Here is a 23,621-nt window from a genome sequence, read left to right as displayed (position 1 = left end):
ACTCAAGTAACTCAAACGTGCTTGCCTGACGCAACGAACCGGGTCAGAGGAAAGCAGGCACACCATGAGCAGCACGGGCCTTGAAGGACGCAGTGTCGTCGTCACCGGCGCGGGATCGGGGATCGGCCGCGCCGCGGCCCTCCACTTCGCCCGGGAGGGAGCCCGGGTCCTGGTCGCCGACCTGAACCAGGAGGGCGCCGACGGCACCGTCGCCGCGATAGCGGAGGCGGGCGGCACGGCCCGCGCGGTCGTCGGCGACCTGAGCGACCGGGCCGTGGCGGAGCAGGTCGTCGCCGCGGCCGTGGAGAGCTTCGGCGGGCTGGACGTCCTGGTGAACAACGCCGGTGTCATGGACCGCATGTCGGCGCTGGGCGAGACCGACGACGCCGAGTGGGAACGGGTCATCGGGATCAATCTGACGGCGCCGTTCGTGCTGACCCGCGCCGCCCTGCCGCACCTGCTGGCCACGGGCAACGGCGCGATCGTCTTCACCGCGTCGGAGTCCGCTCTGCGCGGCAGCGCGGGCGGCGCCGCGTACACCGCGGCCAAGCACGGCGTGGTCGGGCTGACGAAGTCGCTCGCCGTGATGTACCGGACGCGGGGGGTCCGTACCAACGCGGTCGCGCCCGGCGGCACCGCGACCCACATGCGGGTCGACGCCAGGCCCGACGCCGAGGGTCCCGCCACGCTCGGCCCCTACCTCGGCCTGGTGGGCAAGGTGTCCGCGCCCGAGGAGCAGGCCGCGGCGATCGTCTTCCTCGCCTCGGACGCGGCGAGCAACATCAACGGCGCCGTACTGCCGGTGGACAACGGCTGGTCGGCCGTCTGAGCCCGTCCCGCCCGGTCCTTCCCGCCCGGCTCTTCCCGGCGGAAGCCACCGGGGCGGAGACGTTCCGCGTCGAACGTCTCCGCCCCTGGCCTCTCCGCCGCGGGCGGAGCGCGATCATGCGACCGGGCTCAACCGCGCGCGGTCTCCCCTGCTCAATCTCCCCGGCTCAGTCTCCTCGGCTCACTCGTCCCCGGCTCACTCGTCCTCGGCTCACTCGTCCTCGGTCACCGAGATCGCGGCGGCCGGGCAGACGGTGGCGGCTTCCCGGACGGTCGGCCACAGCTTCTCGTCCGGGCCGGGGTCGAGGAGCACCACGATCCCGTCCTCGTCCCGCTGGTCGAAGACCGCGGGCTCCAGCAGTACGCAGGTGCCGGCGCCGCAGCACTTGTCCTGGTCGACGGTGACTTTCACGGTCGTTCCTCTCTCGTCCTGTTCACGGGCGATGGGTCGTGGGGGCCAGCCACATTCCTACGAGGGCGTCCACCATGCCGGTGGCCGCGTCGTGCCAGCAGGAGTGGACCGTGCCCGCGCCCTCGGCCAGCGCGCGCTCCCGCTCCGCGCACATGTGCACCATCAGGTGGCGTGCCATCAGTCCGCGCTCCGCGTGCACCTCGGCCGGCAGATCGGGCAGCGTACGGTTCAGGCCCTCCACGATCCCCCGGAGCGCGGGGGACGTCATCGACTCCTCGATCATGGTGGCGCGCAGCGCCGGGTCGGTCATCGCCTGTGCGCAGAACCGCGCGTACCAGGTGGGGCTGCCCAGCGCCTCCAGATGCTCCGTCAGCGGGTAGACCAGGCAGGTCACCCAGACCCGTACATCGGTGGAGTCACCGGCGCCGGCCAGCCGCTCCGCCCTGATCCGTTCGATCTGCGCGGCGTGTTTGCGGGCGATCGCCCGCACCAGGTCCGCCTTGGTCCCGAAGTGGTAGCCGACCGCGGCGTTGTTCCCCTGTCCCGCGGCCTCGCTGACCTGCCGGTTGGAGACCGCGTACACGCCGCGCTCGGCGAACAGCCGCTCCGCGGCGGTCAGTATCGACTCCCGTGTCGCGCTGACCTGTTCGGCCCGTACGGTCCTGCCTGCCATGTTCACCATCTCACCGGTACTTCACGCAGCCCTCCGACCATCAGGCCTTCGAGCTTGGGGAGTTCTTCCACGGTGACAGCGAGGCGCAGCGTGGGCAGCCGGCGCAGCAGCACGTCCAGTACGGCCTGCAGCTCGGTGCGGGCCAGCGCCTGTCCCAGGCACGAGTGCGCCCCGGTGCCGAACGCCAGATGGACGTTGGGGGTGCGGCCGAGCTCCATCTCCCCCGGGTTCTCGAAGACCCGCTCGTCCCGGTTGGCCGCGCTCATGTTGCACATCATGGTGGTGCCGCGCGGCACCAGCGCCCCGCCGACCTCGGTGTCCTCGGTAATGTACCGCGGCAGGCCGAGCCCCCCGCTGGCGTCCAGCCGCAGCGCCTCCTCCACCGCGGAGCGCACCAGCGACCGGTCGGCGAGCAGCTGCTCCCAGAGCCGCCGGTCGCCGAGCAGCATGGCGGCCATCTTGCCGATCTGGTTGGCCGTCGTCTCATGGCCGGCGAGCAGCAGCCCGCGCCCGGTGGCGACCAGTTCCGCGTCGGACATCCGGTAGCCGTCGGCGCCGGTGGCCACGATCAGCTCGCTGAGCAGGTCGTCGGTCGGTGCGGCCCGTTTGGCGTCGATGTGTACGGCCATGTAGTCGGTGAACGCGCGGTGCGCCGCCTCGACCTCCTCCTCCGTGTAGCGGGTGAGGTTGAGCAGCGAGTCGGACCAGTGGGAGAACTCCTCCCGGTCCGACTCGGGCACCCCGAGCAGATCGCAGATCACCCACACCGGCAGCGGGAAGCCGAGTGCGGCCTTGAGGTCGGCCGGCTGGCCGCTCGCCACCATCTCGTCGATGAGCCGGTCGGCCATCGCCTCGATGCCGGGGCGGAGCGAGGCCATGCGCTTGGCCGTGAACCACTTCCCGACCAGCCGCCGCCACTGCTGATGCTCCTCACCGGTGTCCGGGACCGATGCCGACATCGAGCTGTTGAAGAGCCCGCCCGATGTGGTGGCGGAGATCCGGGCCGCGTCGGCGGCGTCGAGCCTGCGCGGGAACCGGGGGTCGGACAGCACCTGCTTGACGTCGTCGTACCGCGTCACGACCGACGCCTCGTCGCCGCTGGGCAGCTTCACCCTGGCGACCGGGCACTGCTGCCGGAGCCGCGCCCACTCGGCGGGCGGCTCCAGGGGCGCGTCGTTGGGGATGGGGTAGGTGAGGACCTGCTCGTCGTCGTTGCGGCTCATCGTGTCTCCTCGGTCAGGGAAGAACGGTCGGGGGAAGAGCGGTCGAGCGGAGAGCGCTGGAGTCCTGAGAGGCGGTCACCAGGCCACCGGCAGCTCGTACACGCCGTAGACGGACCCGTCGTGCTTGAACGGGATCTCCTCCATCGGGGCGGCCTGCCGCAGCCCGGGAACGCGCCGGTAGAGGGTGCTGTACGCGACCTGGAGTTCCATCCGGGCCAGCGTCTGGCCCAGGCACTGGTGGACGCCGAAGCCGAAGGCCAGGTGGCGGCGGGCGTCGCGGCGGATGTCGAGCCGGTCGGGGTCCTCGAACATGGCGGGGTCCCGGTTGCCGATGTCGTTGGGCACGATGATCCCCTCGCCCGCGCGGATCACCTCCCCGGCGATCTCGATGTCCGCCAGGGCCACCCGGCGGCGCCCGTTGTGCGTGATGTTGAGGTAGCGCAGCAGCTCGTCCACCGCCGAGGCGACCAGCGCCGGGTCGTCCGTGTCCCGGAGCAGGGCGAGCTGGTCCGGGTTCTCCAGCAGGGCGAGCGTGCCGAGCGCGATCATGTTCGCGGTGGTCTCGTGCCCGGCCAGCAGCAGGAGGACGCCCATCTGGGCCGCCTCGGAGCGGGTCAGCTCACCGGCCTCGATCCGTGCGACCAGCCCGGAGAGCAGGTCGTCGGCGGGGCGGGCGATCTTCTCGCCCATCAGCTCGTCGAGATAGCCGGCCAGCGCCGCCGAGGCGGCGGCCCGCTCCTCCGGGGCCGCCGCGCGGTTGATGAGGGTCTTGCTGTTCTCCTGGAAGAACTCGTGGTCCCCGTAGGGCACTCCGAGCAGTTCCGAGATGACCAGCGAGGGCAGCGGCAGCGCGAACGCCTGGACGAGGTCGACCGGTACGGGGCCGGCCAGCATGGCGTCGATCAGCTGGTCGGTGATCTTCTGTACGGCCGGTCGCATCGCCTCCACCCGCCGGACGGCGAACGGCGCCGTCACCATCCGCCGCAGCCGTGAGTGCTCGGGGTCGTCCATCAGGATGAACCCGATGGACCCCGCGCCGGAGACCGGCACGTCGCTCGGATAGCCGGGCCGGGTGATGTCGGAGCTGAGCCGCGGGTCACCGAGCAGGGTGCGCTGGTCCGCGTAACGGGTCACCAGCCACGGCGTGCTGCCGTCCCACAGCCGCACCTTCGCGAGCGGCCCTTCCTGTTGTTTGTCCCGCAGCCCGGGGGGCGGGTCGAACGGGCAGCGCGCCGCCCGTTCCATCGGAAACCCCGGTACGGCGGCGTGGTGCGGGTCCGCGGCGTTCAGTGTGCCGGCCATCGCTCGCTCAACTCCCTCGACTGCGCTCGGAACTGGTCCTTCCGGTGCGGTCAGGCAATCTCACCCCGTAATCTAAGTCAAGCATGTGACTTAAAAAGGCGCGCGCCGGCCGCCCGAACCGGCCACCCCCGTGGACTCCCCCTCTTCCCGCTCCCGGGCTCGCTCAGGAGGGGCGCGCGCCGGGTGACGTGGGGGAGGCCGGCCGGGGGCGGCGGCGCGCGAGGCGCAGCCACAGCAGCTGGGAGAAGAGCCAGCGCCGCATCGCGCCGAGATGGACGGGCGATCCGTGCACGTCGTCGAATGTCCTGAACCGGATGTCGTCGAGCGTCCTGCGCAGCAGCGCCTGCTCCGTGGCCGGGATGATCTCGTCGCGGCCGCTGGCGACGTACCGGACGGGGATCCGCACCTGCCGGAGCTGCTCCGGTGTGAGGGCGAATCCCGGCAGCAGCCGCCGGAGTGCGTCGAGGTCCTCGGCGCCGGTGAGGCGGCGCAGGGTGTCGGCCGTGATGCCGGGCACCCGGGGCCACCAGGTCTCGTCGGTGAAGAAGCCGGCGACGGGTGCGCCCACGGTGAGGACGCGGCGGATCCGCGGGTCCTCGGCGGCGGCGCGCAGGGCGAGATGGCCGCTGAAGCTGAGGGCGAGCATCGAGGTGTCGGAGACCCGGGCACGGCCGGCGAGCCGGTCGAGCAGGAAGCCGAGGGTGCGCCAGGAGTCCGGGCCGTAGGGGACGGTGTTCTCGCCGACGCCCGGCAGTTCGGTGACGACGGCGGCGAAGCCGAGTCGGCTCAACAGGGGCAGGAGCGGCGCCCACTGTTCCTTGACGCTGACGATGCCGCCCATGACGACCAGCAGCGGGCGGTCCCGGTCGAGCCCGGCGGCCCAGCAGGCGACGGTGCCGCCAGTGCCGTCGATGTGGGTGAACTCCAGGCGCTCGACACCGCCCCGGTCACGGCGCCACCGGTCGAAGGTGTCGACGCAGAGCCGCTGGGCGCCCAGTCGGCCGGCGTCGCCGTGGTACGGGAAACGGGCGAGCGCGTAGTGCCGGCACGCGTCGAGGAGGTCGCCGCGGTCGGCGGCGGCCCGGCCCTCGGCGGTCCACACCGCGGCCCAGGAATCCGGGTCCCCCGTGGTGTCGTTGGTGATCCGGGCGAGGACCCGCGTGGCGTGCTCGGCCGTCATGCCCTGGCCCCGGGCGTGCAGGCGGGCGAACTCCTTGAGTTCTTCGAGGTGGTCCATGGTTCTCGGGTCACTGTCCCGTTCGGTGGGTGGCGCCGTCGGGAGGGCGCCAGAGCGTGTCGCGGAAGTCCCGGCCGGGACAGCCGGTGTCGGCCGGTGCCGTACGGCAGGTCTCGCACGGCCGGTGTGTCGCACGGCCGATGTGTCGCACGGCCGATGTGTCGCACGGCCGATGTCGCACGGCCGATGTCGCACGGCCCGTGGGTCCGCGCCGGGAGGGCGCCGGGGCCGTGCGACACCGGTGGGGGGCCCGCCCGCGACACGGATCCGCGGCGCGGCGGCGGTGCTCGGGTTCAGCTCAGCCGGGCCAGGTACGACTCGACGGCGTCGGCCCCGACGGCCGGGCCGTTGACGGACCGCATGCGCTCCCCCATGGCCCGCACCCGTCCGGTCAGGGACGCGTCGCCCGTGACCTGGGCGGCGGTCTCGCGCAGGCTCTCCACCGTGACGTCCTCCTTGGCGAGGACCCGGCCGAGGCCCAGCTCTTCCACGCGCAGGGCGTTCGCCCGCTGCTCGTTGGTCTGCGGCACGGCCACCATGGGCACGCCGTTGTTCAGCGACTCCATGATGCTGTTCATGCCGCCGTGCTGGATGAACAGCCGGGCGTGGCGGAGCACGTCGAGCTGCGGCGCCCACCGTCGTACGTCGACGTTCGCGGGCAGCGGTCCGAGGCCGGCCGGGTCCGTGTGGTCGCCGACGGTGATGAGCACGTCCCACTCGGAGTCGCCGAAGGCCTCGATGGCCATGGTGAAGAACTCCGGCCAGTTCCTGGCCGAGGTGCCGAGCGAGATCAGCAGCACGGGCCGGTCCGCCGAGGCCGGCTCCCAGGTGCCCTGGTAGGGGCGTTCGGCGATGCAGGGGCCGGTGAAGACGAACCGTTCGTCGAAGGTCTCGCCGGCGTACTGGAAGTCGCGCGGGAGGAAGATGATGCCGAGCTTCCCGATCTCCGCGATGAAGCCCATCGGGTCGGCGGGCAGACCGAACTGCGGCAGCACGCCCGCGAGTTTCTGCACCGCCTCCATCATGCGCGGGTCGGTCAGCTCCGCCACCGGGAACTTCTCGCGGATCGAGAAGTGTTCGTTCGCCCCGAACACCGGATAGGTCCGGATCAGCGGAATGTCGTTCCCGGCGGCGAAGAACCGCGCGCCCCACGCCATGAAGTCGTGGACGATCACATCGGGCCGGTTCTCCTCGTAGAACGGCCCGACCTGCTCCACGAGGGAGAGCGCCTCGTCCAGGCACCGCAGCCCCTCGCCCGCGTTCTCCTCGGGGGTGAGCGGGACGCGGTAGAAGTCGCCGAAGACCGAGTCGTACCGGACCGGTTCGGCGCCGGCGGCCTTCACGATGGGGGCGAAGTGGTCGGTCACGGTGCAGGTGACGCGGTGGCCCCGCTTCACCAGTTCCTCGACCACGCCGATCGTGGGATTGACATGGCCTACGGCCGGAAAGTTGAAGAAAGCGATGTGGCGTTGCACGGGTGTCTCCTTTCATGCGCCGGCGGTGTCCTTCGGCGGTCGTCGCCGAGGGCCCGGTCGGCGGCCGCTCATCCAGTGGTGACGGGTGCTCCGCGCGAGGCGGAGCGGTGTGTCTCGTCGAGGAGTTCCGCCTGCCGCAGGGTGGTGTGGGTGTCCGGGAGGGTTCCGGCGCGTACCGCGGCCGCGAAGGCGGCGACGGTGGCGGCCACCTGGTCGTGCGGTGCGAGCCGGATCTCCTCGGTCTTCCCGCCGCGGTGCAGGCCGATGACGGGGGCGTGGTCGGCGGGCGGGGTGAAGGCCCGGTCGACGGTGATGCCGCCCTCGCTGCCCCACAGTTCGTACGAGGAGCGGTAGGCGTGCTCCATGCCGAAGGTGATCTGGGCGGTGACGGCGCCGGGAGTGCTCAGCAGCGCGGCGCCGGAGGTCTCGACGCGCCGTCCCGGGCCCCGGTCGAGGCGGGCGCCGACGACGTCGAGCCCGGGGCCGAGGAAGTGCAGTGCGGCCCGCAGGGGGTAGACCCCGACATCCGCCAGTGCTCCGCCGCCGAGTCCGGGGTCGTACCGGATGTCACCGTCCGGCAGCGGCGGGATGGTGAACACTGCCTGGAATCCACGGAGTTCGCCGATCGCCCCGTCGGCGATCAGGTCCCGCACGGCCCGGTGCCGGTGGTGATGGACGAACATGACGTTCTCCATGAGCACCAGGCCGCGGGCGCGGGCGAGTTCGAGCAGTTCCGCCGTGCGGTGGCGGTCCGTGGTCAGGGGCTTCTCGGCGAGGACGTGCCGGCCCGTGTCCAGTGCCGCCTCCGTCCACCGGGCGTGCAGCGCCGCGGGCAGCGGTATGTAGACGGCCTGGATGTCGTCGCGTTCGAGGAGCGCGTCGTATCCGTGCACGGGACGGCAGCCGAAGCGCTCCGCGACCTGCCGCGCCTTGGCCGGGTCCCGGCTGGCCACGGCCGCGATCTCGATGCCGGGGCAGGCCGCGAAGGCGGGAAGCATGCGGCGCACCGCGATGCCCGCGCATCCGAGCACCCCCACCCGCAGGGGGCCGGTCACCGGGGGCTCAGCGCCGTCGCGTGGAGGCAGGCGAGCATGGTGCGGGCCTGGACGTTGAGGTAGTGGCCGTGCCGGACCAGGAAGGTGAGCTGCTCGCGGGTGACCCAGGCGTAGCCGGGCGGCGGGTCGAGCGGGGCGTCGGCCTCGTCCGCGTCGACGATGAGGAAGCGGCTCTCGGCGTTGAGGAAGCGCCCGCCCTCCTCGGAGTGCACGACTTCGTACCGGATGCGGTCCGCGCCGGCCCGCAGCACGGTGTCCAGGAACCGGGGGCGTTCCCGCTCGGGCAGGTGGGCGTAGTTGTCGGGGGTGCACTGCACGGTCGGTCCCAGCTCGACGGTGTCGAGGAAGCCCGCCTCGACCCGGGCGTGCACCAGCACGTGCGGGACGCCGCCGAACTCGCGGGTGAGGAAGGCGGTGACACCCAGGCCGACCGGCTCGAAGAGGGGCTGGGTCCACCCCGTCACCTCGCGGTTTCCGGCCTGTACGGACACGGCCACGACGTTGAAGTAGCGGCCTTCCTCGTGCTCGATCGCGCTCTCGCCGCGCTTCCAGCCGGGGATGGAGTCCAGGGGGACGCGTTCGGTCCGTACGGAGTGGCGGGTGCGCTCTCCGGTGATCCAGGAGAGCAGTTCGATGTCGGAGTGGAGCGCGCCGTGCGAGGTGTCCTCGAAGGGCAGGCAGGACAGCACCGTACGGGAGTCCATGTTGACCACGTTGTCCCGGCGCAGCAGTGCGTGGATCTGTCCGAGGGTGAGCCAGCAGAAGTCGTCCAGCAGCGGGACGTCGCCCACCGCCTCCACGACCATGTTGCGGTTGGACTTGCGGTAGAACCACGAGCCGTGCTCGGACTGGAGCACGTCCGCGATGATCCGGCCGCGCTGCGGCCCGACGAAGTATTCGAGGTACTTGACGTCCGCGCCCTGGTGGGCCTTGGTGTAGTTGCTGCGGGTCGCCTGGACCGTGGGCGAGAGCTGGAGGAGGTTCGGGTTGCCCGGCTCCATCTTCGCCTGCATCAGGAAGTGCAGCACCCCGTCGAACTCCTTGACGAGGATGCCGAGGATGCCCACCTCGGGCTGTTTGATGATGGGCTGGTACCAGTCGGCGTAGGGGCCGTCGCCGTGCGGCTGGGCGTCCTCCGTGATGTGCAGGCCCTCGACGGTGAAGAACCGGCCGCTGCGGTGCACCAGGTTCCCGGTGGACTCCTCGAACGACCAGCCGTCCAGCTCCGCGAACGGTATCCGCTCCACCCGGAAGGCGTTGGCCCTGCCGCGTTCGGCCAGCCAGTCGTCGAAGTCCTCGGTACGCAGGTGCGCGCCCCGGGCGGCGGCCGACCGGGCGATACGGGCGGGCAGGCTCGGGTGCCCGGCTGTCTGGTTCTCAGCTGTCTGGATGAGTGGGGACGGCATCGGAGGGACTCCCCGCCTTTCTCGTGACGCGTACGCGGCCGGGTCAGGCATGTTCGGCCGCGAGGAAGTGGTTGAGGACCAGCTGGTAGTAGTCGGGGCCGAAGCCCATGTCGGCCACGTGGGGGACGAGGGCGCGGAGCTTCCGGGTGGAGATGGTGTACGGGACGCCCGTGGCCACGTACTCCGTGCGCGGTTCCAGCCCCAGCGCGCCGGCGAGATGGCCGACGATGTCTTCCACCGGGACGGCGAATCCGGAGGCCACGTTGACCGTGTCGGCCCGCGCGCCCGTGGCGAGCAGCCGGTCGATGACGGTGATCGCGTCGCCGACGCGGATCAGGTCACGGGTGGCGCCCCGGTGCAGGGTGACCACGCCCTCGCGTATCTGCCGTACGAGCGTGGGGACGAGCTGGTGGTACCGCCCGTACGGTCCCACCAGGTGCGCGAGCCGGAGGATGAGGTGGTCGGCCCCGGAGTCGCGCAGCTGCTCCTCCAGGGCGAGTTTGTGTGCGCCGTAGGGGGTGCAGGGGATCACCGGGACGTCCTCGCTGCCCGGCCCTTCGGCGCGCCCGTACAGTCCGGTCGCGGCCGTGGAGAAGAACAGCAGCCGCTGCCCGTCGGCCGCGCACCGCTTGGTGACATCGCGGAGCAGTGCGGCCTCCCGCGCGAAGTCCGCGTCGGAGGCGCCGCTCGTTCTGGATTCCCCCGCGGCGAGGGCCACGGTGTCCGGATGCCGGCCTGCCAGCGGACGCAGACAGCGCGCCAGGAATCCGGTTCCCACTATCTCCATCGTCGTCTTCCTGATCTCTGGGTGGGAGGCGATGGGTCCGGGCTCAGCCGCGCTGGGCCACGAACTCCTTGATCGTGGCGGTCACGTAGTCGAGCATTTCGTCGGTGAGACCCGGGTAGACGCCGACCCAGAAGGTGTGCTCGGTGATGATGTCGCTGTTGGTGAGGTCGCCGACGACGCGATGGGGCTGGCCGATGTAGGCCGGCTGGCGGGTGAGGTTGCCGGCGAACAGCCGCCGGGTGCCGATCTTCCGCTCCTCCAGGTGGGCGACGAGTTCGGCGCGGGTGAAGCGGGCCTCGGGGTCGACGGTGATGACGAAACCGAACCAGCTGGGCTCGGAGCGCGGGGTGGGCTCGGGGAGCAGCAGGCCCGGAACGCCGTCCAGCCCCTCGCGCAGCCGGCGCCAGTTGCGCCGCCGCGCCTCGATGAAGCCGTCGAGCCGGTCGAGCTGGGTGAGGCCCAGCGCGGCCTGGATGTCGGTTCCCTTCAGGTTGTAACCGACGTGGGAGAAGATGTACTTGTGGTCGTATCCGGCGGGCAGGTTGCCCATCTGGTACTCGAACCGCTTGAAGCAGGTGTTGTTCTTGCCGGGTTCGCACCAGCAGTCCCGCCCCCAGTCGCGCAGTGACTCCACGATGCGGGCCAGGCCGAGGTCGGAGGTGAGGACGCAGCCGCCCTCGCCCATGGTGAGGTGGTGCGCGGGGTAGAAGCTGACCGTGGTGAGGGCGCCGAAGGTGCCGGTGATCCGGCCGTCGTAGGTGGAGCCGACCGCGTCGCAGTTGTCCTCGATGAGGAAGAGGCCGTGCTCCTCGGCGAGTTGGGCGACCTCGGCGACCTCGAAGGGGTTGCCGAGCGCGTGGGCGATGATGATCGCCCGGGTCTTGGGGCCGATGGCCGCCGCCACCCGGTCGGCCGTGGTGTTGTACGTGGTCAGGTCCACGTCGACGAAGACCGGCAGGAGCCCGTTCTGCAGGATCGGGTTGACGGTGGTGGGGAACCCCGCCGCGACGGTGATCACCTCGTCGCCCGGCTTCAGCCGTCGGTCGCCGAGCTGGTGGGAGGTGAGGGCCGAGACGGCGAGGAGGTTCGCCGACGATCCGGAGTTGGTCAGATGGGCCTTGCGCCGCTTGAGGCGCTTGGCGAAGGCCGACTCGAACTTCCTGGAGCTGGGCCCGGCGGCGATGCGCAGGGTCAGCGCGGCCTCGACGATCGCGACCCGGTCCGCTTCGTCGAGGACCGCCCCGGACGGCCAGATCTCGGTCACACCGGGCACGAACTCCCGGTCGGGCGCGGTCTCCCGGTGGTATCTGCGGACCTCGTCGAGTACCCGCTCTTTGTTGTCGGCGGTTACGGCGGTATCGCTCATCGTCATTCCTTTTCGTTGGCTGGCGTCGGTACCGCGGCCGCGAGCAGGTCGCGCAGCGAGTCGTCGAGGGTGTGCCGCGGCTGCCAGCGCAGGAGCCGCAGCGCCCGGGACACGTCCAGTTGCAGCCACTCCGCGTCCGTGCGCGCGGGCCGGCCGGCGTCGGCCTCGGTGACCGGGAGGTCCACACCGCTGAGTTCGACCATGCGGTGGATCAGCGCACGCATCGGGACGGCCTCGCCGCGGCCGATGTTGATCACCTGGCCGCCGAGGTCGGCCGCCGGTGCGACGGCGGCGGCCCGTACGGCGTCGACGGCGTCGCGCGCGTCCACGATGTCGCGGTGGGCGCGCAGCGGCGGCAGCCTCAGCTCGTCCGGTGTCCCGCCCAACGACCGGGCGCGGGCGGCGGCGCCGAGGTGCGCGGCGACCGTGCCGAAGAGGCTGCCGGCGGGCACCCCGGCGCCGATCACATTGGCGAGGCGGAGCACCACACCGTCCAGGCCGTGTTCCGCCGCGGCCCGCAGCACGATCCGGGTGCCGAGGAGTTTGGTGCGCCCGTACGGGGTGACGGGGGCGGGCTCCTGCTCCTCGGCGGTGCCGGCCCCCGGTGTGCCGGCGCCGTACTCGTGGACGGTGCCGAGCTGGATGAAGCGCGGCGGGCGGGGCAGGCCGGCGAGTGACTCCGTGACCCGGGCGACCAGGTCCGCGTTGCCCGCGGCCATCTCGGCCTCGCCGGACCGCCAGACCCGGCCGGCCGCGTTGACCACCACGTCGGGCCGCACCGAGCCGAAGAACCCGGTGAGTTCCCGCGGGCCCGCCGCCAGCAGGTCCATGCGGACGGTACGCGGGTCCGCCGGGCCGCCCGGCGCCGGGCTCCGGGACACCAGGTGCACCAGGGCGCCGTCGGCGGTGAACGCCTCGCCGAGGCGGCGGCCCAGGTAGCCGGTGCCGCCGAGCACCACGACGCGGAGCCCGGCGGCTCCGCCGGTGTCAGCCGCCGTCATGTCCGGCCTCGTACAGGACGGTCTTCCACCAGTCGGTGTGGTCGCGGTACCAGGCCACCGTGGCGGCCAGGCCCTCCTCGAATCCGGTCAGCGGCGCATAGCCCAGCTCGTCGCGGATCTTGGACTCGTCGATGGAGTACCGCAGGTCGTGCGCCTTGCGGTCGGCGACGGGGCGGATCATCTCCGGTCCCGAGCCGGTCAGTTCGAGGAGCCGCTCGGTGATGGCGCGGTTGGTCCGCTCGTTGCCGCCGCCGATGTTGTAGATCTCACCGGCCCGGCCGCCCTGGAGCACGAGGTGGATGCCCCGGCAGTGGTCGTCCACGTGCAGCCATTCGCGGACGTTGCGTCCGTCGCCGTACAGCGGCACCTGCCGGCCCTGCAGCAGGTTGGTGACGAAGCGCGGGATGAGCTTCTCGGGGTGCTGGTACGGCCCGTAGTTGTTGGAGCAGCGCGTGACGGAGAGGTCCACCCCGTGGGTGCGCCAGTAGGTGCGGGCGACCAGGTCGGAGCAGGCCTTGGAGGCCGCGTAGGGGGTGTTGGGCAGCAGCGGCAGGTCCTCGGTCCAGGAACCCTCGTCGATCGAGCCGTACACCTCGTCGGTGGAGACGTGCACGACCCGCTCGACACCGCTGTCCAGCACGGCGTCGAGCAGTGTCTGGGTGCCCAGGACGTTGGTGCGGAAGAACTCCCCCGCGCCCTGGAGTGAGCGGTCCACGTGGGACTCGGCGGCGAAGTGCACCACGGCGTCGTGTCCGGGCAGCAGTTCGCGCAGCAGGCCCGGGTCGCAGATGTCGCCGCGGACGAACTCCAGGCGCGGGTGCGAGGCCGGCAGGTTGTCGCGGTTGCCCGCGTAGGTCAGCTTGTCCAGGGCGGTGACCCCGGCGTCCTCCCACCCCGCGTAGGTGTTCGCGAGGAGGTTGCGGACGAAGTGGGAGCCGATGAAACCGGCCGCTCCGGTGACGAGGATCCTCATGCCGCGACTTCCACTCGGGTGTGGTCTCCGACGACCAGGCGGTAGCGGTCCGTGCTCTCCAGCGTGGTGCCGACGGAGGCGGAGCGGCCGATGAGGGAGCTGCGCAGGCCCTGGACGCCGGTGACGGACGCCCCGTCCAGCGCGATGGAGTACTCCAGCCGGCTTCCGGTGACCACGCAGCCGCGTCCGATGGACGTGTGCGGGCCGATGTGGCTGTCCTCCACGACCGTGCCGGCGCCGATGATCGCCGGCCCCTCGATGCGGGAGCGCACGACGCGCGCCCCCTCTTCCACGACGACCGGTCCCGCCAGCACGCTGGCGCCGTCGACCTCACCGGCCACGGAGGGCCGCAGGCCCTCCAGGATGCGCTGGTTGCACTCCAGGACGTCCTCGACGTTCCCGGTGTCCTTCCAGTAGCCCTCGTACTGGCCGGCCCGTACCTCCGCGCCCGCCGACACCAGCCACTGGATCGCGTCGGTGATCTCCAGTTCGCCGCGGGCGCTGGGCTCGATGGCCCGGACCGCCTCGTGGATGGCGGGGGTGAAGAAGTACACGCCGATCAGGGCCAGGTCACTGCGCGGCTGCCGCGGCTTCTCCACCAGGCGCAGCACGGTGCCGTCGGGGCCCAGTTCGGCCACGCCGAAGGCCCGCGGGTCCGGGACCTTGTGGACGACGACATGGGCGGCCGGGCGGTGTGCGGCGAACTCCTCGGCGATGCCGGCGATCCCCTCGGGCAGCATGTTGTCGCCGAGGTACATCACGAAGTCGTCGTCACCGAGGAAGTCCCGGGCGATGGCGACGGTGTGGGCGAGGCCGAGCGGGGCCTCCTGCCGGATGTAGGTCAGCCGTGCCCCGAACCGCGATCCGTCCCCGAGGGCCTGGTGGATCTCGGGGGCGCGGTCGCCGACGACGACCCCGATCTCGGTGACGCCCAGGTCCAGGATGTTCCCCAGGACGTATTCCAGGACCGGTGTGTTCGCGATGGGGATGAGCTGTTTGGGCATCGAGTAGCTGAAGGGCCGTAGACGGGTGCCCGATCCGCCGGCCAACACCAGAGCCTTCATGGCAGGTCCTCTCGAATCATGTGGTGATGCCTCTTCGGGTCCGGTGCGCGATGTGCGCGGCCGCTCGGACGTGCCGTTTCGGCGTGCCGGCGGGTGGCGGGACGGAGATGTCGCCGCGTCAGGCGGCGTGGAAGTCGGGCAGCGTGCCCGCTGCCAGGGCCTCGGCCAGGGAGGGCGCCTGTGCGTCCTTGTCCGAGATCAGTGGTGCCCCGGCGCAGTTCCAGGGCAGGTCCAGGTCGGGGTCGAGCGGGTTGATGTCGATCTGTGTGCCGGGGACGTATGTGCTGGAGACGACGTAGCAGATGCAGCTGTCGTCGGTGAGTGCCAGGAATCCGTGGCCGACGCCTTCGGGGACGTACACGGACCGGCCCGAGGCGGCGTCCAGTTCGTTGACCTGGTGCCTGCCGAAGGTGGGCGAGCCGACCCTGAGGTCGACGACGATGTCGCGCAGCACGCCCCGGACGCAGGTGACGAACTTGGCCTGCCCCGGGGGGATGCTCACGCTGTGGATGCCGCGCAGGGTGTGGCGTCTGGAGACCGAGTAGTTGATCTGACGGGGTCGGAAGGTGATCCCCGCGGACCGCTCCAGTTCGTCGGTCCGCATCGACTCGTAGAACACCCCCCGGTCGTCGGAGAGTTGGTCCGGCTCGATCAGAAACGTGCCGGGGATGGTGGTTTCCTCGATGCGCACGACTCGCTCACCCTTTCGTCCTGGACTCGACTCGTGTGGTGCGGGCGCAGGCCCGGCGCTTCAGCCGCGGTGCTCCGCGGTCAGCCGCTCCAGGACCGGGACCACGTCCTTCGGCGCCGGGGCGGCCAGCATGTCCTCGTACAGTCCGCGGGCCCCGAGCTGGAAGGACGGCTCCTCGAGCAGCCGGAGGAGGTCCTTCCGTACGGTGTCGGCGTCGATCGCCGCCGGGTCGGCGGCCAGTCCCGCGCCCCGGCGGGCGACGTACCGCGCCGTGACCATCTCGTCCCACATCGGGAGCGGCACGACGAGCTGCGGCACCGTGAACGCGACGGCCGCGGCGAACGTCCCGCCGCCACCGTGGTGGATGATCGCCGAGCTGGTGGGCAGCACCTGGTTGAGCGGTACGTACTCGATGGCGCGGACGTTGTCCGGGAGCGTGCCCACGGCGGCGAGCTGCTCGCTGTTCAGCGTCGCCACCAGCTCCAGGTCCAGGCCGGACACGGAGTCGAAGAACTCCCGCATCGGGAAGCCGCTGTGCCGTCCGGCGAGCAGCCGGCGGCTCACCCCCAGGGTGAGCACCGCGCGGGGCCGCTCGGGCCGGGAGTGCAGCCACGGGGGGAGTGTGGCGGCGCCGTTGTACGGGACCCGGCGGACCGGGACGTACGTCAGGTCCAGCGGATCGCGCATCCGGGACTGGGTCAGGTCAAGGGTCCACTGGCCGACCAGTGTCTCCTCGGCGAAGTCGAGGCCGTAGCGCTCCAGCACCGGGCCCAGCCAGGTCATCCACGGGTCCTCGGTCAGGCCCGAGGCCGGATCGGCCAGCTCCTGCCGTGTCCTGGAACGGATCAGACCGGTGTTGTCCATGCCGAACAGAAGCCGCGCGTGGGCGGCGCCGCAGGCCCGCGCGGCCACCGCCCCGGTCGGCGCCAGCGGATCCCACAAAACCAGGTCGGGGCGCCAGTCGCGGGCGAACTCCACCAGTGTGTCGAGGACCGGCCGACGCCCGCCGCCCGCCGGCTCCGGCGGGTAGTACGCGTGGAACATGCCCGCCAGTACGGCCCTGGCCTGGCGCCAGGCGTTCTCGTCGGCGGGGTCGAGCGCCAGGGTGGGCCTGTTGGGGCCCGCGCCGGCCATGAGGGGTGCCAGCGAGGCGGTGAGTTCCTCCTTGCCGCCCAGCGACACCGCGGTGAGGCCGGCCGAGGTGATGTTCTCGATCACCTTCGGGTCGACCACCCCCTCGGGGCTCGCCACCACGACCTCGTGACCGGCACTCTGCAGCGCCCATGCCAGCGGGATGGCTGGGTAGAGATGTGCCGATGTCGGAAAGATGGTGAATAGAACGCGCATCGCTGACCTCTCCGAGACTGCCGGCCCGACGCCGACGGCGTGCTGTTCGCTCGAATCCTGCGAGGGGGCTCTAAAGAGCCGCTTGTGCAGAGCGGACAGGGAGCGGCCTCCCGGGGGCGGCCGGCGCGGCGACCGGGGCGGCGGTCGGCGAGGTGACCGGGGCCCGGGGCGGCGGCCGGCGAGGTGACCGGCGCGGCGGCCAGGCCTCAGGCCCCGCGCGGGCGTTCGGATGCCGCTGCGCGGGACGACAGGCGCCAGGGCCGGTCGCTCACCGCCCGGTTCCGGTTTCCCCGGCCACGACCGGAGCTGCCCCACGCCGGGGACATACCCGCACCCATCACCCTTTTAATGATCCATCCGCCACGCACCCGCCGGAACACCCACCCGCCGCGCCCCATACCGGGTGCCTGACCAGCAGAAACGGTGAAACGCCACGGAAGCATGACGATCGATTGGTTCCGCAAACTTGTGCCCACAAGACCCTGATCGCCGCACAGTCTTTACTGAGTTGACTTATCCTCGCCGCAGGATGACGCACATGTTGCGGGGGACAGTGCAGATGATGGACAGTCACGATCGTTCCGGCAGTGCGGACGAGTCGAGGGGAAGCAGACCCGAGGCGGTAACCCCGCCCAGTCCCAGCATCGGCATTCCCGTATCCCGGCCGGCCCGCGCCCTCCTCGTCGCCACGCTGCTCGGCTACGCGCTCCTCACCACCACGGGCATCCTGAGCGCCGGAATGCCGCCGACGGCCGAGGCGATCAGCCTGCTCCTCCTCCTGCCGGTCCTCGCCCTGCAGCTCCTCCACTCCACACCGGGCGGGAGCCGGGCCCCCCTGCCCCGGAGATGTCTGACCCTCGCCCTCCAGGCACTCCTGACGTACTTCCCCGTCGTCGTCCTCGGGACCTACTGGGAAACCATGGCCGGCTACCTGGCCGGCTCACTCCTGCTCCTGCTGCCGCCCCGGGTGGCCTGGCCGCTCTACGCCGCCGTGGGCCTCAGCATGCTCGTCCCGCCGCTCCTCGACGCCCGCACCGTCATCGAGAGCGCCGCCTTCTCCCACACCACGCTCCTGCCGGGACTCGTCCTCTACGGACTCGCCCGGCTGACGGAGCTGGCCGCACACCTTCACACCACCCGCGCCGAACTCGCCCGTCGAGCCGTCACCGGCGAACGGCTCCGCTTCGCCCGCGACCTGCACGATCTTCTCGGCTTCAGCCTCTCCTCCATCGCCCTCAAGAGCGAACTCATCCACCACCTCATCCCCACCCACCCGCAGCGCGCCATGGAGGAGGCCGGCGAAGTCCTGACCATCGCCGGCCAGTCCCTCGCCGATGTCCGCAGAGCCGCCGGCGGTTACCGCACCCTGTCGCTCCGTCAGGAGATCAGAACCGCACAGACGATGCTCGACGCCGCCGGCATCGACGTACGGGTGCGGGTCGAACTCGCCACACTCTCCCCCCACGTCGAGACCGAGCTCGCCACCACACTGCGCGAAGCCGTCACCAACCTCCTGCGGCACAGCAAAGCCCGACACTGCGCCATCGAAGCCGTCCAACAGGACGGCCTGGTCCGCCTCGTGGTCGAGAACGACGGCGCCGACCCCGCCCACCACAACCCCGGACCACACAGCGGCAACGGACTCGGCAACCTCCACGCACGCATGACCGCGCTGGGCGGACGCCTCGAAACGGGCCACGGGGAGGACGGCACCTTCCGTCTCCTCGCCGAAGCATCTGCCATGAGAACAGCGGACGCTTGCGCGGAACTGAAGGAGATCACCTTCCCGCCCAACGGATCAGCCGCATGACCACGCGCCCCCGCGGCAACGCCCCGGACCCCGCCGCCTCGCCACGATCCGGGCCCTCACGGACCACAGACGGGAGCTCAGTGATACGCATACTGATCGCCGAGGACATGAACATGGTCCGCGGCGCCCTGGTCGCCCTGCTGAATCTCCAGGACGATCTCGAAGTGGTCTGTGAGGTCGAACGCGGCGACGAGATCGTCGACATGGCGCTCAAGCACCGGCCCGAGGTCGCCGTCATCGACATCGATCTGCCCGGTGTCGACGGTCTGTCGGCCGCGACGCAGCTGCGCGAACGGCTCCCGCAGTGCGGCGCCCTCCTCCTCACCAGCCTCGGCCGGCCCGGCACTCTGCGCCGGGCCCTTGAGGCCCGGGTCTCCGGCTATCTCCTCAAGGACGCCCCCTCCTCCGAACTCGCCGCCGCGGTACGGCGGGTGGCCGCGGGGCACCGGGCCTTCGACCTGGAACTGGCGCTGGCGGCCTGGGGTGAGTTCGAGAACCCCCTCACCGACCGCGAGGCCCAGATACTGCGGCTCACGGCGGAGGGCGAGGAGGCACGGGAGATCGCCTCCGTGCTGCGGCTGTCGGTGGGGACCGTACGCAACTATCTGACCACCATCGTCAGCAAGCTCAACGCGCGTAACCGGATCGACGCGATCCGCATCGCCCGGGACGCGGACTGGCTGCCGTGACGGCGTCCGCCGGTCGCGGTCACGCGGCTTTGGCCGGTCACAAGGGCCGCTCAATACCGTGCGCCGGCAGACAGTTCGCCGCGTTGACGGGAAGGAGCGGCCTGTGGCCGTTGACACGACTCAGACGAGTGACCCGAGCCCCTCCGGGGACCACCTGGACGGAACGGCTCGTCCGGAGAAGGCGATCCGTCGTCTGGAGCGGGTGATCATTCGTTTCGCGGGTGACTCCGGTGACGGGATGCAGCTCACGGGTGACCGGTTCACCTCCGAGACCGCGTCCTTCGGCAACGACCTGTCGACCCTGCCGAACTTCCCCGCCGAGATCAGAGCACCCGCCGGAACCCTCCCCGGCGTCTCCTCCTTCCAGCTCCACTTCGCCGACCACGACATCCTCACCCCCGGCGACGCACCCAACGTCCTCGTCGCCATGAACCCGGCGGCGTTGAAGGCCAACATCGGCGACGTACCACGCGGCGCGGAAATCATCGTCAACACCGACGAATTCACCAAACGCCCCATGGCCAAGGTCGGCTACCACACCTCCCCCCTGGAGGACGGCTCCCTCGACGGCTACCACGTCCACCCGGTACCGCTGACAACGCTGACGATCGAGGCCCTCAAAGAGTTCGGACTCTCCCGCAAGGAAGCGGAGCGTTCGAAGAACATGTTCGCGCTCGGCCTCCTGTCCTGGATGTACCACCGGCCGACCGAGGGCACGGAGCGATTCCTTCGCGCCAAATTCGCGAAGAAGCCCCAGATCGCCGAAGCCAACGTGGCCGCGTTCCGCGCCGGCTGGAACTTCGGCGAGACCACCGAGGACTTCGCCGTCAGCTACGAAGTCGCCCCCGCCAGCTCTGCGTTCCCGCCCGGCACCTACCGCAACATCTCCGGAAACCTCGCCCTGTCCTACGGCCTCATCGCCGCAGGCCACCAGGCCGAACTCCCCCTCTACCTCGGCTCCTACCCCATCACCCCCGCCTCCGACATCCTCCACGAACTGTCCCGCCACAAGAACTTCGGCGTCCGCACCTTCCAGGCCGAGGACGAGATCGCCGCCATCGGCGCGGCCCTCGGCGCGGCCTTCGGCGGATCACTCGCCGTGACCACCACCTCGGGCCCTGGCGTGGCATTGAAGTCGGAGACGATCGGCCTGGCGGTCTCCCTGGAGCTGCCGCTGCTGGTCGTGGCCATCCAGCGCGGCGGCCCCTCCACCGGTCTGCCCACCAAGACGGAGCAGGCGGATCTGCTGCAGGCGATGTACGGGCGCAACGGTGAGGCCCCCGTCCCCGTCGTCGCCCCCCGCACCCCCGCCGACTGCTTCGACGCCGCCCTGGAGGCGGCACGCATCGCCCTGGTCTACCGCACACCGGTGTTCCTGCTCTCCGACGGCTACCTCGCCAACGGCTCCGAACCCTGGCGCATCCCGGAGGCGGACGAGCTGCCTGATCTGCGGGTGCGGTTCGCGACCGGCCCCAACCACGAGCTGCCCGACGGCACCGAAGTGTTCTGGCCCTACAAGCGCGACCCGCAGACCCTGGCCCGCCCCTGGGCCGTGCCCGGCACCCCCGGCCTCGAACACCGCATCGGCGGCATCGAGAAACAGGACGGCACCGGCAACATCTCCTACGACCCCGCCAACCACGACTTCATGGTCCGCACCCGCCAGGCCAAGATCGACGGCATCCACGTCCCCGACCTCGACGTCGACGACCCCGACAACGCCCGCACCCTCGTCCTGGGATGGGGCTCCACCTACGGGCCGATCACCGCCGCCGTCCGCCGCCTGCGCAAGACGGGCGCACCGATCGCCCAGGCCCACCTGCGTCACCTCAACCCCTTCCCCCGCAACCTCGGCGAGATCCTCGCCCGGTACGACAAAGTCGTGGTCCCGGAGATGAACCTCGGCCAGCTCGCCACCCTGCTCAGGGCGAAATACCTGGTCGACGCCCACTCCTACAACCAGGTCAACGGCATGCCCTTCAAAGCGGAGCAGCTCGCCACGGCCCTCAAGGAGGCCATCGATGCCTGACACGACGCTCGCCGGTGCCGGCGAACTGCTGAACCTGGTCCCCAAAGCCACGGCCAAGCAGTCCATGAAGGACTTCAAGTCCGACCAGGAAGTGCGCTGGTGCCCCGGCTGCGGCGACTACGCCGTCCTGGCCGCCGTCCAGGGCTTCATGCCGGAGCTCGGCCTGGCCAAGGAGAACATCGTCTTCGTCTCCGGCATCGGCTGCTCCTCCCGCTTCCCCTACTACATGAACACCTACGGGATGCACTCCATCCACGGCCGCGCCCCCGCCATCGCCACCGGCCTGGCCACCTCCCGCCGCGACCTCTCCGTCTGGGTCGTCACCGGCGACGGCGACGCCCTCTCCATCGGCGGCAACCACCTCATCCACGCCCTGCGCCGCAACGTCAACCTCAAAATCCTGCTGTTCAACAACCGGATCTACGGACTGACCAAAGGCCAGTACTCCCCCACCTCCGAAGTCGGGAAGATCACCAAGTCGACGCCGATGGGCTCCCTCGACGCGCCCTTCAACCCGGTGTCCCTCGCCATCGGCGCGGAGGCGTCCTTCGTCGCCCGCACCGTCGACTCCGACCGCAAACACCTCACCCAGGTCCTCAGACAAGCCGCCGACCACCCCGGCACGGCACTGGTGGAGATCTACCAGAACTGCAACATCTTCAACGACGGCGCCTTCGAAGTCCTCAAGGACAAAGACCAGGCCGCGGAGGCGGTGATCCGGCTGGAGCACGGGCAGCCCATCCGCTTCGGCACCGACGGCGCGAAAGGCGTCATCCGCGACCAGGCCACCGGCGACCTCCAGGTCGTGCCCGTCACCCCGGACAACGAGTCACAGATCCTCGTCCACGACGCCCACGCCACCAGCCCCACCACCGCCTTCGCACTCTCCCGCCTCGCCGACGCCGACACACTCCACCACACCCCCATCGGAGTCCTCCGCAGCATCGAACGCCCCGTCTACGACACCCTCATGACCAACCAACTCGACACAGCCGTCGAACAACACGGCAAGGGCGACCTCAGCACCATGCTCGCAGGCGGCGACACCTGGACCGTGGAGGCCTCATGACATACGTCGTCGCCCGGCCCCGCGTCCATGCGTGGGGGGCGCCGACACGCACACTTCAGTGTGGCTTCCGCGGTCCTTCAGCGGAGTCGGGCAACGTGCACCCCGTCAGACGCACACGTCCCCGCAACCGTTTCCGCAGAGCCGCCGGAGACCGCAGCAAAGGAATCCCCACCCCATGGACACCTTTACCGCACCCTCCCCCACTTTCCTCGGCACGCACCATCTGGTCCACCGGCCTGCCAGCCCCGAGGCCTTTCTGCTGAAGGCGACCGGGCCGATACGGCAGAACTTCGCCTTCTCCGCAGAACTGCCCGAAGAACAAAGGCTGTTCGGCAACTCCGTGTCGCCGTACCACGAGCTGCTCTTCCCCGTGGAGTCACTGCGCCAGACCATGCTGTTCGCGGCACGCCGGTACTTCAGGGTGCCCGCGAGCCGGCACCCGGTCGTGACCTCCAGCAGCGCCGAAATCACACATCTGGATGCCTGGCGCCGCGTCGGCACGCGGTCCGGGATCGCCCTGGAACTCGGGATGACGCCCCTCGACATCGTGGGCGGTGTGCCGCACGGGCTGGAGTGCGAGGCCGCCGTCTCCATCGACGGCGAGCGCTGCGGCACCGCCTCGGCCCGGCTGGCCTTCCTCGCCCAGGGCATCTACCACAGCCATCGCGGACTCGGGCGGCGGCAGAGCCAGGAGTCCCTGGCGGCCGGGCACGACGCCTTGGCCTCCCCGGGCCTGCCGCTGCCCGAACAGGTGGGTCACCGGGACAGCCGTGACGTCCTGGTCGGACTGCCCGAGCACACCGGAGCGGACGGCCATGACGAACTGACCTTCACCGTCGACGCCGGGGCGGCCGCCGGGACGCGGTTCGAGGCCGGCGCACCGGACGACGTCCCTCCGGCGCTGTTCCTGGAGGTGTCCCGCCAGGTGGGGCTGCTCGCCGCCGCGGAGCTGCGCGGCTTCGTCCCCTCGCACGCCGTGCTGTCCCGCTGGCAGGCCACCTTCCGCGGCTTCGCCGAGCCCGGGCTGCCGCTGCACTGCACGGTGCGGGAGGGATTGCGCCGCGCGGACGGGCGGGTGTGCCGGGACGCGGCGGGCCGGCCGGTGGTGGAGCTGCGGCTGTCGTTCCACCAGGGCAGCCGGGCCGTGGCGCGGGTCTCCGCGTCCGTGCTGCAGGACTGCTGAG

21 protein-coding genes are annotated in these 23,621 nt (G+C 71.0%); 6 read left to right on the top strand and 15 right to left on the bottom strand.

Features of this window, described 5'->3' with window-relative positions; all coding sequences use genetic code 11:
* Nucleotides 1-64 precede the first annotated feature (64 nt).
* Nucleotides 65-829 carry an SDR family NAD(P)-dependent oxidoreductase gene (locus ACFXKG_RS19845; RefSeq protein WP_384840341.1) on the top strand — a complete coding sequence of 255 codons (765 nt, stop codon included), beginning with the start codon at nucleotides 65-67 and terminating at the stop codon, nucleotides 827-829.
* Nucleotides 830-1,039: 210 nt separating this feature from the next.
* Here ACFXKG_RS19845 and ACFXKG_RS19840 read toward each other — a convergent pair whose 3' ends face one another.
* The 15 genes from ACFXKG_RS19840 to ACFXKG_RS19770 all read right to left on the bottom strand — a co-directional run bounded on the left by ACFXKG_RS19840 (nucleotide 1,040) and on the right by ACFXKG_RS19770 (nucleotide 16,840).
* Entirely contained in the window at nucleotides 1,040-1,240 is a 201-nt protein-coding gene (locus ACFXKG_RS19840) for a ferredoxin (RefSeq protein WP_384840338.1), read from the bottom strand.
* A 22-nt stretch (nucleotides 1,241-1,262) separates the two neighbouring features.
* Entirely contained in the window at nucleotides 1,263-1,913 is a 651-nt protein-coding gene (locus tag ACFXKG_RS19835; RefSeq protein WP_384840335.1) for a TetR/AcrR family transcriptional regulator, read from the bottom strand.
* 2 nt (nucleotides 1,914-1,915) lie between these two features.
* Nucleotides 1,916-3,136, bottom strand: coding sequence for a cytochrome P450 (locus tag ACFXKG_RS19830; RefSeq protein WP_384840332.1), 1,221 nt, complete (start codon nucleotides 3,134-3,136; stop codon nucleotides 1,916-1,918).
* A 75-nt stretch (nucleotides 3,137-3,211) separates the two neighbouring features.
* Nucleotides 3,212-4,438 (bottom strand): cytochrome P450, encoded by a 1,227-nt coding sequence (locus tag ACFXKG_RS19825; RefSeq protein WP_384840329.1) that lies wholly within the window; start codon nucleotides 4,436-4,438, stop codon nucleotides 3,212-3,214.
* 163 nt (nucleotides 4,439-4,601) lie between these two features.
* Entirely contained in the window at nucleotides 4,602-5,675 is a 1,074-nt protein-coding gene (locus tag ACFXKG_RS19820; RefSeq protein ID WP_384840326.1) for an alpha/beta fold hydrolase, read from the bottom strand.
* A gap of 293 nt (nucleotides 5,676-5,968) precedes the next feature.
* The gene (locus tag ACFXKG_RS19815; protein WP_384840323.1) at nucleotides 5,969-7,150 is read right to left on the bottom strand and encodes a macrolide family glycosyltransferase; all 1,182 of its coding nucleotides are present in this window, start codon (nucleotides 7,148-7,150) and stop codon (nucleotides 5,969-5,971) included.
* Nucleotides 7,151-7,218: 68 nt separating this feature from the next.
* On the bottom strand, nucleotides 7,219-8,205 hold the full coding sequence (locus tag ACFXKG_RS19810; protein WP_384840320.1) for a Gfo/Idh/MocA family protein: 987 nt from the start codon (nucleotides 8,203-8,205) through the stop codon (nucleotides 7,219-7,221).
* Nucleotides 8,202-9,611, bottom strand: coding sequence for an NDP-hexose 2,3-dehydratase family protein (locus ACFXKG_RS19805; RefSeq protein WP_384840317.1), 1,410 nt, complete (start codon nucleotides 9,609-9,611; stop codon nucleotides 8,202-8,204). Before ACFXKG_RS19805 ends, ACFXKG_RS19810 begins: the two co-directional genes overlap by 4 nt.
* A 43-nt stretch (nucleotides 9,612-9,654) precedes the next feature.
* On the bottom strand, nucleotides 9,655-10,398 hold the full coding sequence (locus ACFXKG_RS19800) for an NAD-dependent epimerase/dehydratase family protein (RefSeq protein ID WP_384840314.1): 744 nt from the start codon (nucleotides 10,396-10,398) through the stop codon (nucleotides 9,655-9,657).
* Nucleotides 10,399-10,441: 43 nt separating this feature from the next.
* The gene (gene rfbH, locus ACFXKG_RS19795; protein ID WP_384840311.1) at nucleotides 10,442-11,764 is read right to left on the bottom strand and encodes a lipopolysaccharide biosynthesis protein RfbH; all 1,323 of its coding nucleotides are present in this window, start codon (nucleotides 11,762-11,764) and stop codon (nucleotides 10,442-10,444) included.
* A 2-nt stretch (nucleotides 11,765-11,766) separates the two neighbouring features.
* Nucleotides 11,767-12,765 (bottom strand): NAD-dependent epimerase/dehydratase family protein, encoded by a 999-nt coding sequence (locus ACFXKG_RS19790; protein WP_384840308.1) that lies wholly within the window; start codon nucleotides 12,763-12,765, stop codon nucleotides 11,767-11,769.
* Nucleotides 12,752-13,738, bottom strand: coding sequence for a dTDP-glucose 4,6-dehydratase (rfbB, locus tag ACFXKG_RS19785; protein WP_384840305.1), 987 nt, complete (start codon nucleotides 13,736-13,738; stop codon nucleotides 12,752-12,754). The genes ACFXKG_RS19790 and rfbB overlap by 14 nt, the downstream gene beginning before the upstream one ends.
* Complete coding sequence (locus ACFXKG_RS19780) at nucleotides 13,735-14,802, bottom strand: glucose-1-phosphate thymidylyltransferase (RefSeq protein WP_384840302.1); 1,068 nt, start codon at nucleotides 14,800-14,802, stop codon at nucleotides 13,735-13,737. The genes rfbB and ACFXKG_RS19780 overlap by 4 nt, the downstream gene beginning before the upstream one ends.
* A 118-nt stretch (nucleotides 14,803-14,920) precedes the next feature.
* Nucleotides 14,921-15,493, bottom strand: a complete 573-nt coding sequence (locus ACFXKG_RS19775; RefSeq protein ID WP_384840299.1) for a dTDP-4-dehydrorhamnose 3,5-epimerase family protein — start codon at nucleotides 15,491-15,493, stop codon at nucleotides 14,921-14,923.
* Nucleotides 15,494-15,553: 60 nt separating this feature from the next.
* The gene (locus ACFXKG_RS19770; RefSeq protein WP_384840296.1) at nucleotides 15,554-16,840 is read right to left on the bottom strand and encodes an activator-dependent family glycosyltransferase; all 1,287 of its coding nucleotides are present in this window, start codon (nucleotides 16,838-16,840) and stop codon (nucleotides 15,554-15,556) included.
* Nucleotides 16,841-17,402: 562 nt separating this feature from the next.
* Between ACFXKG_RS19770 and ACFXKG_RS19765 the strand changes: the two genes are divergently transcribed.
* The 5 genes from ACFXKG_RS19765 to ACFXKG_RS19745 all read left to right on the top strand — a co-directional run bounded on the left by ACFXKG_RS19765 (nucleotide 17,403) and on the right by ACFXKG_RS19745 (nucleotide 23,620).
* Nucleotides 17,403-18,650, top strand: coding sequence for a sensor histidine kinase (locus ACFXKG_RS19765; protein ID WP_384840293.1), 1,248 nt, complete (start codon nucleotides 17,403-17,405; stop codon nucleotides 18,648-18,650).
* A gap of 80 nt (nucleotides 18,651-18,730) precedes the next feature.
* Nucleotides 18,731-19,339 (top strand): DNA-binding response regulator, encoded by a 609-nt coding sequence (locus tag ACFXKG_RS19760; protein ID WP_384840290.1) that lies wholly within the window; start codon nucleotides 18,731-18,733, stop codon nucleotides 19,337-19,339.
* Between the two features lie 154 nt (nucleotides 19,340-19,493).
* Nucleotides 19,494-21,368: a 2-oxoacid:acceptor oxidoreductase subunit alpha gene (locus tag ACFXKG_RS19755; protein ID WP_384840695.1), complete on the top strand. Its 1,875-nt coding sequence runs from the start codon at nucleotides 19,494-19,496 to the stop codon at nucleotides 21,366-21,368.
* Nucleotides 21,361-22,437 carry a 2-oxoacid:ferredoxin oxidoreductase subunit beta gene (locus tag ACFXKG_RS19750; RefSeq protein ID WP_384840288.1) on the top strand — a complete coding sequence of 359 codons (1,077 nt, stop codon included), beginning with the start codon at nucleotides 21,361-21,363 and terminating at the stop codon, nucleotides 22,435-22,437. Before ACFXKG_RS19755 ends, ACFXKG_RS19750 begins: the two co-directional genes overlap by 8 nt.
* 175 nt (nucleotides 22,438-22,612) lie before the next feature.
* Entirely contained in the window at nucleotides 22,613-23,620 is a 1,008-nt protein-coding gene (locus tag ACFXKG_RS19745; protein WP_384840285.1) for an AfsA-related hotdog domain-containing protein, read from the top strand.
* Nucleotide 23,621: the final 1 nt, after the last annotated feature.

Source organism: Streptomyces sp. NPDC059255, from assembly GCF_042752355.1.
GTDB lineage: Bacteria > Actinomycetota > Actinomycetes > Streptomycetales > Streptomycetaceae > Streptomyces.
Note: the sequence above shows the minus strand (reverse complement) of the source record. Positions and strands in the feature narration are given on the sequence as shown.

What these genes read in the sequence shown, in the direction of transcription:
- rfbH (WP_384840311.1), bottom strand. Translation starts at nt 11,764, where the DNA reads ATGAGCGATACCGCCGTAACCGCCGACAACAAAGAGCGGGTACTCGAC.
- ACFXKG_RS19835 (WP_384840335.1), bottom strand. Translation starts at nt 1,913, where the DNA reads ATGGCAGGCAGGACCGTACGGGCCGAACAGGTCAGCGCGACACGGGAG.
- ACFXKG_RS19820 (WP_384840326.1), bottom strand. Translation starts at nt 5,675, where the DNA reads ATGGACCACCTCGAAGAACTCAAGGAGTTCGCCCGCCTGCACGCCCGG.
- ACFXKG_RS19800 (WP_384840314.1), bottom strand. Translation starts at nt 10,398, where the DNA reads ATGGAGATAGTGGGAACCGGATTCCTGGCGCGCTGTCTGCGTCCGCTG.
- ACFXKG_RS19750 (WP_384840288.1), top strand. Translation starts at nt 21,361, where the DNA reads ATGCCTGACACGACGCTCGCCGGTGCCGGCGAACTGCTGAACCTGGTC.
- ACFXKG_RS19845 (WP_384840341.1), top strand. Translation starts at nt 65, where the DNA reads ATGAGCAGCACGGGCCTTGAAGGACGCAGTGTCGTCGTCACCGGCGCG.
- ACFXKG_RS19790 (WP_384840308.1), bottom strand. Translation starts at nt 12,765, where the DNA reads ATGACGGCGGCTGACACCGGCGGAGCCGCCGGGCTCCGCGTCGTGGTG.
- rfbB (WP_384840305.1), bottom strand. Translation starts at nt 13,738, where the DNA reads ATGAGGATCCTCGTCACCGGAGCGGCCGGTTTCATCGGCTCCCACTTC.
- ACFXKG_RS19770 (WP_384840296.1), bottom strand. Translation starts at nt 16,840, where the DNA reads ATGCGCGTTCTATTCACCATCTTTCCGACATCGGCACATCTCTACCCA.
- ACFXKG_RS19780 (WP_384840302.1), bottom strand. Translation starts at nt 14,802, where the DNA reads ATGAAGGCTCTGGTGTTGGCCGGCGGATCGGGCACCCGTCTACGGCCC.
- ACFXKG_RS19745 (WP_384840285.1), top strand. Translation starts at nt 22,613, where the DNA reads ATGGACACCTTTACCGCACCCTCCCCCACTTTCCTCGGCACGCACCAT.
- ACFXKG_RS19765 (WP_384840293.1), top strand. Translation starts at nt 17,403, where the DNA reads ATGGACAGTCACGATCGTTCCGGCAGTGCGGACGAGTCGAGGGGAAGC.
- ACFXKG_RS19805 (WP_384840317.1), bottom strand. Translation starts at nt 9,611, where the DNA reads ATGCCGTCCCCACTCATCCAGACAGCTGAGAACCAGACAGCCGGGCAC.
- ACFXKG_RS19825 (WP_384840329.1), bottom strand. Translation starts at nt 4,438, where the DNA reads ATGGCCGGCACACTGAACGCCGCGGACCCGCACCACGCCGCCGTACCG.
- ACFXKG_RS19830 (WP_384840332.1), bottom strand. Translation starts at nt 3,136, where the DNA reads ATGAGCCGCAACGACGACGAGCAGGTCCTCACCTACCCCATCCCCAAC.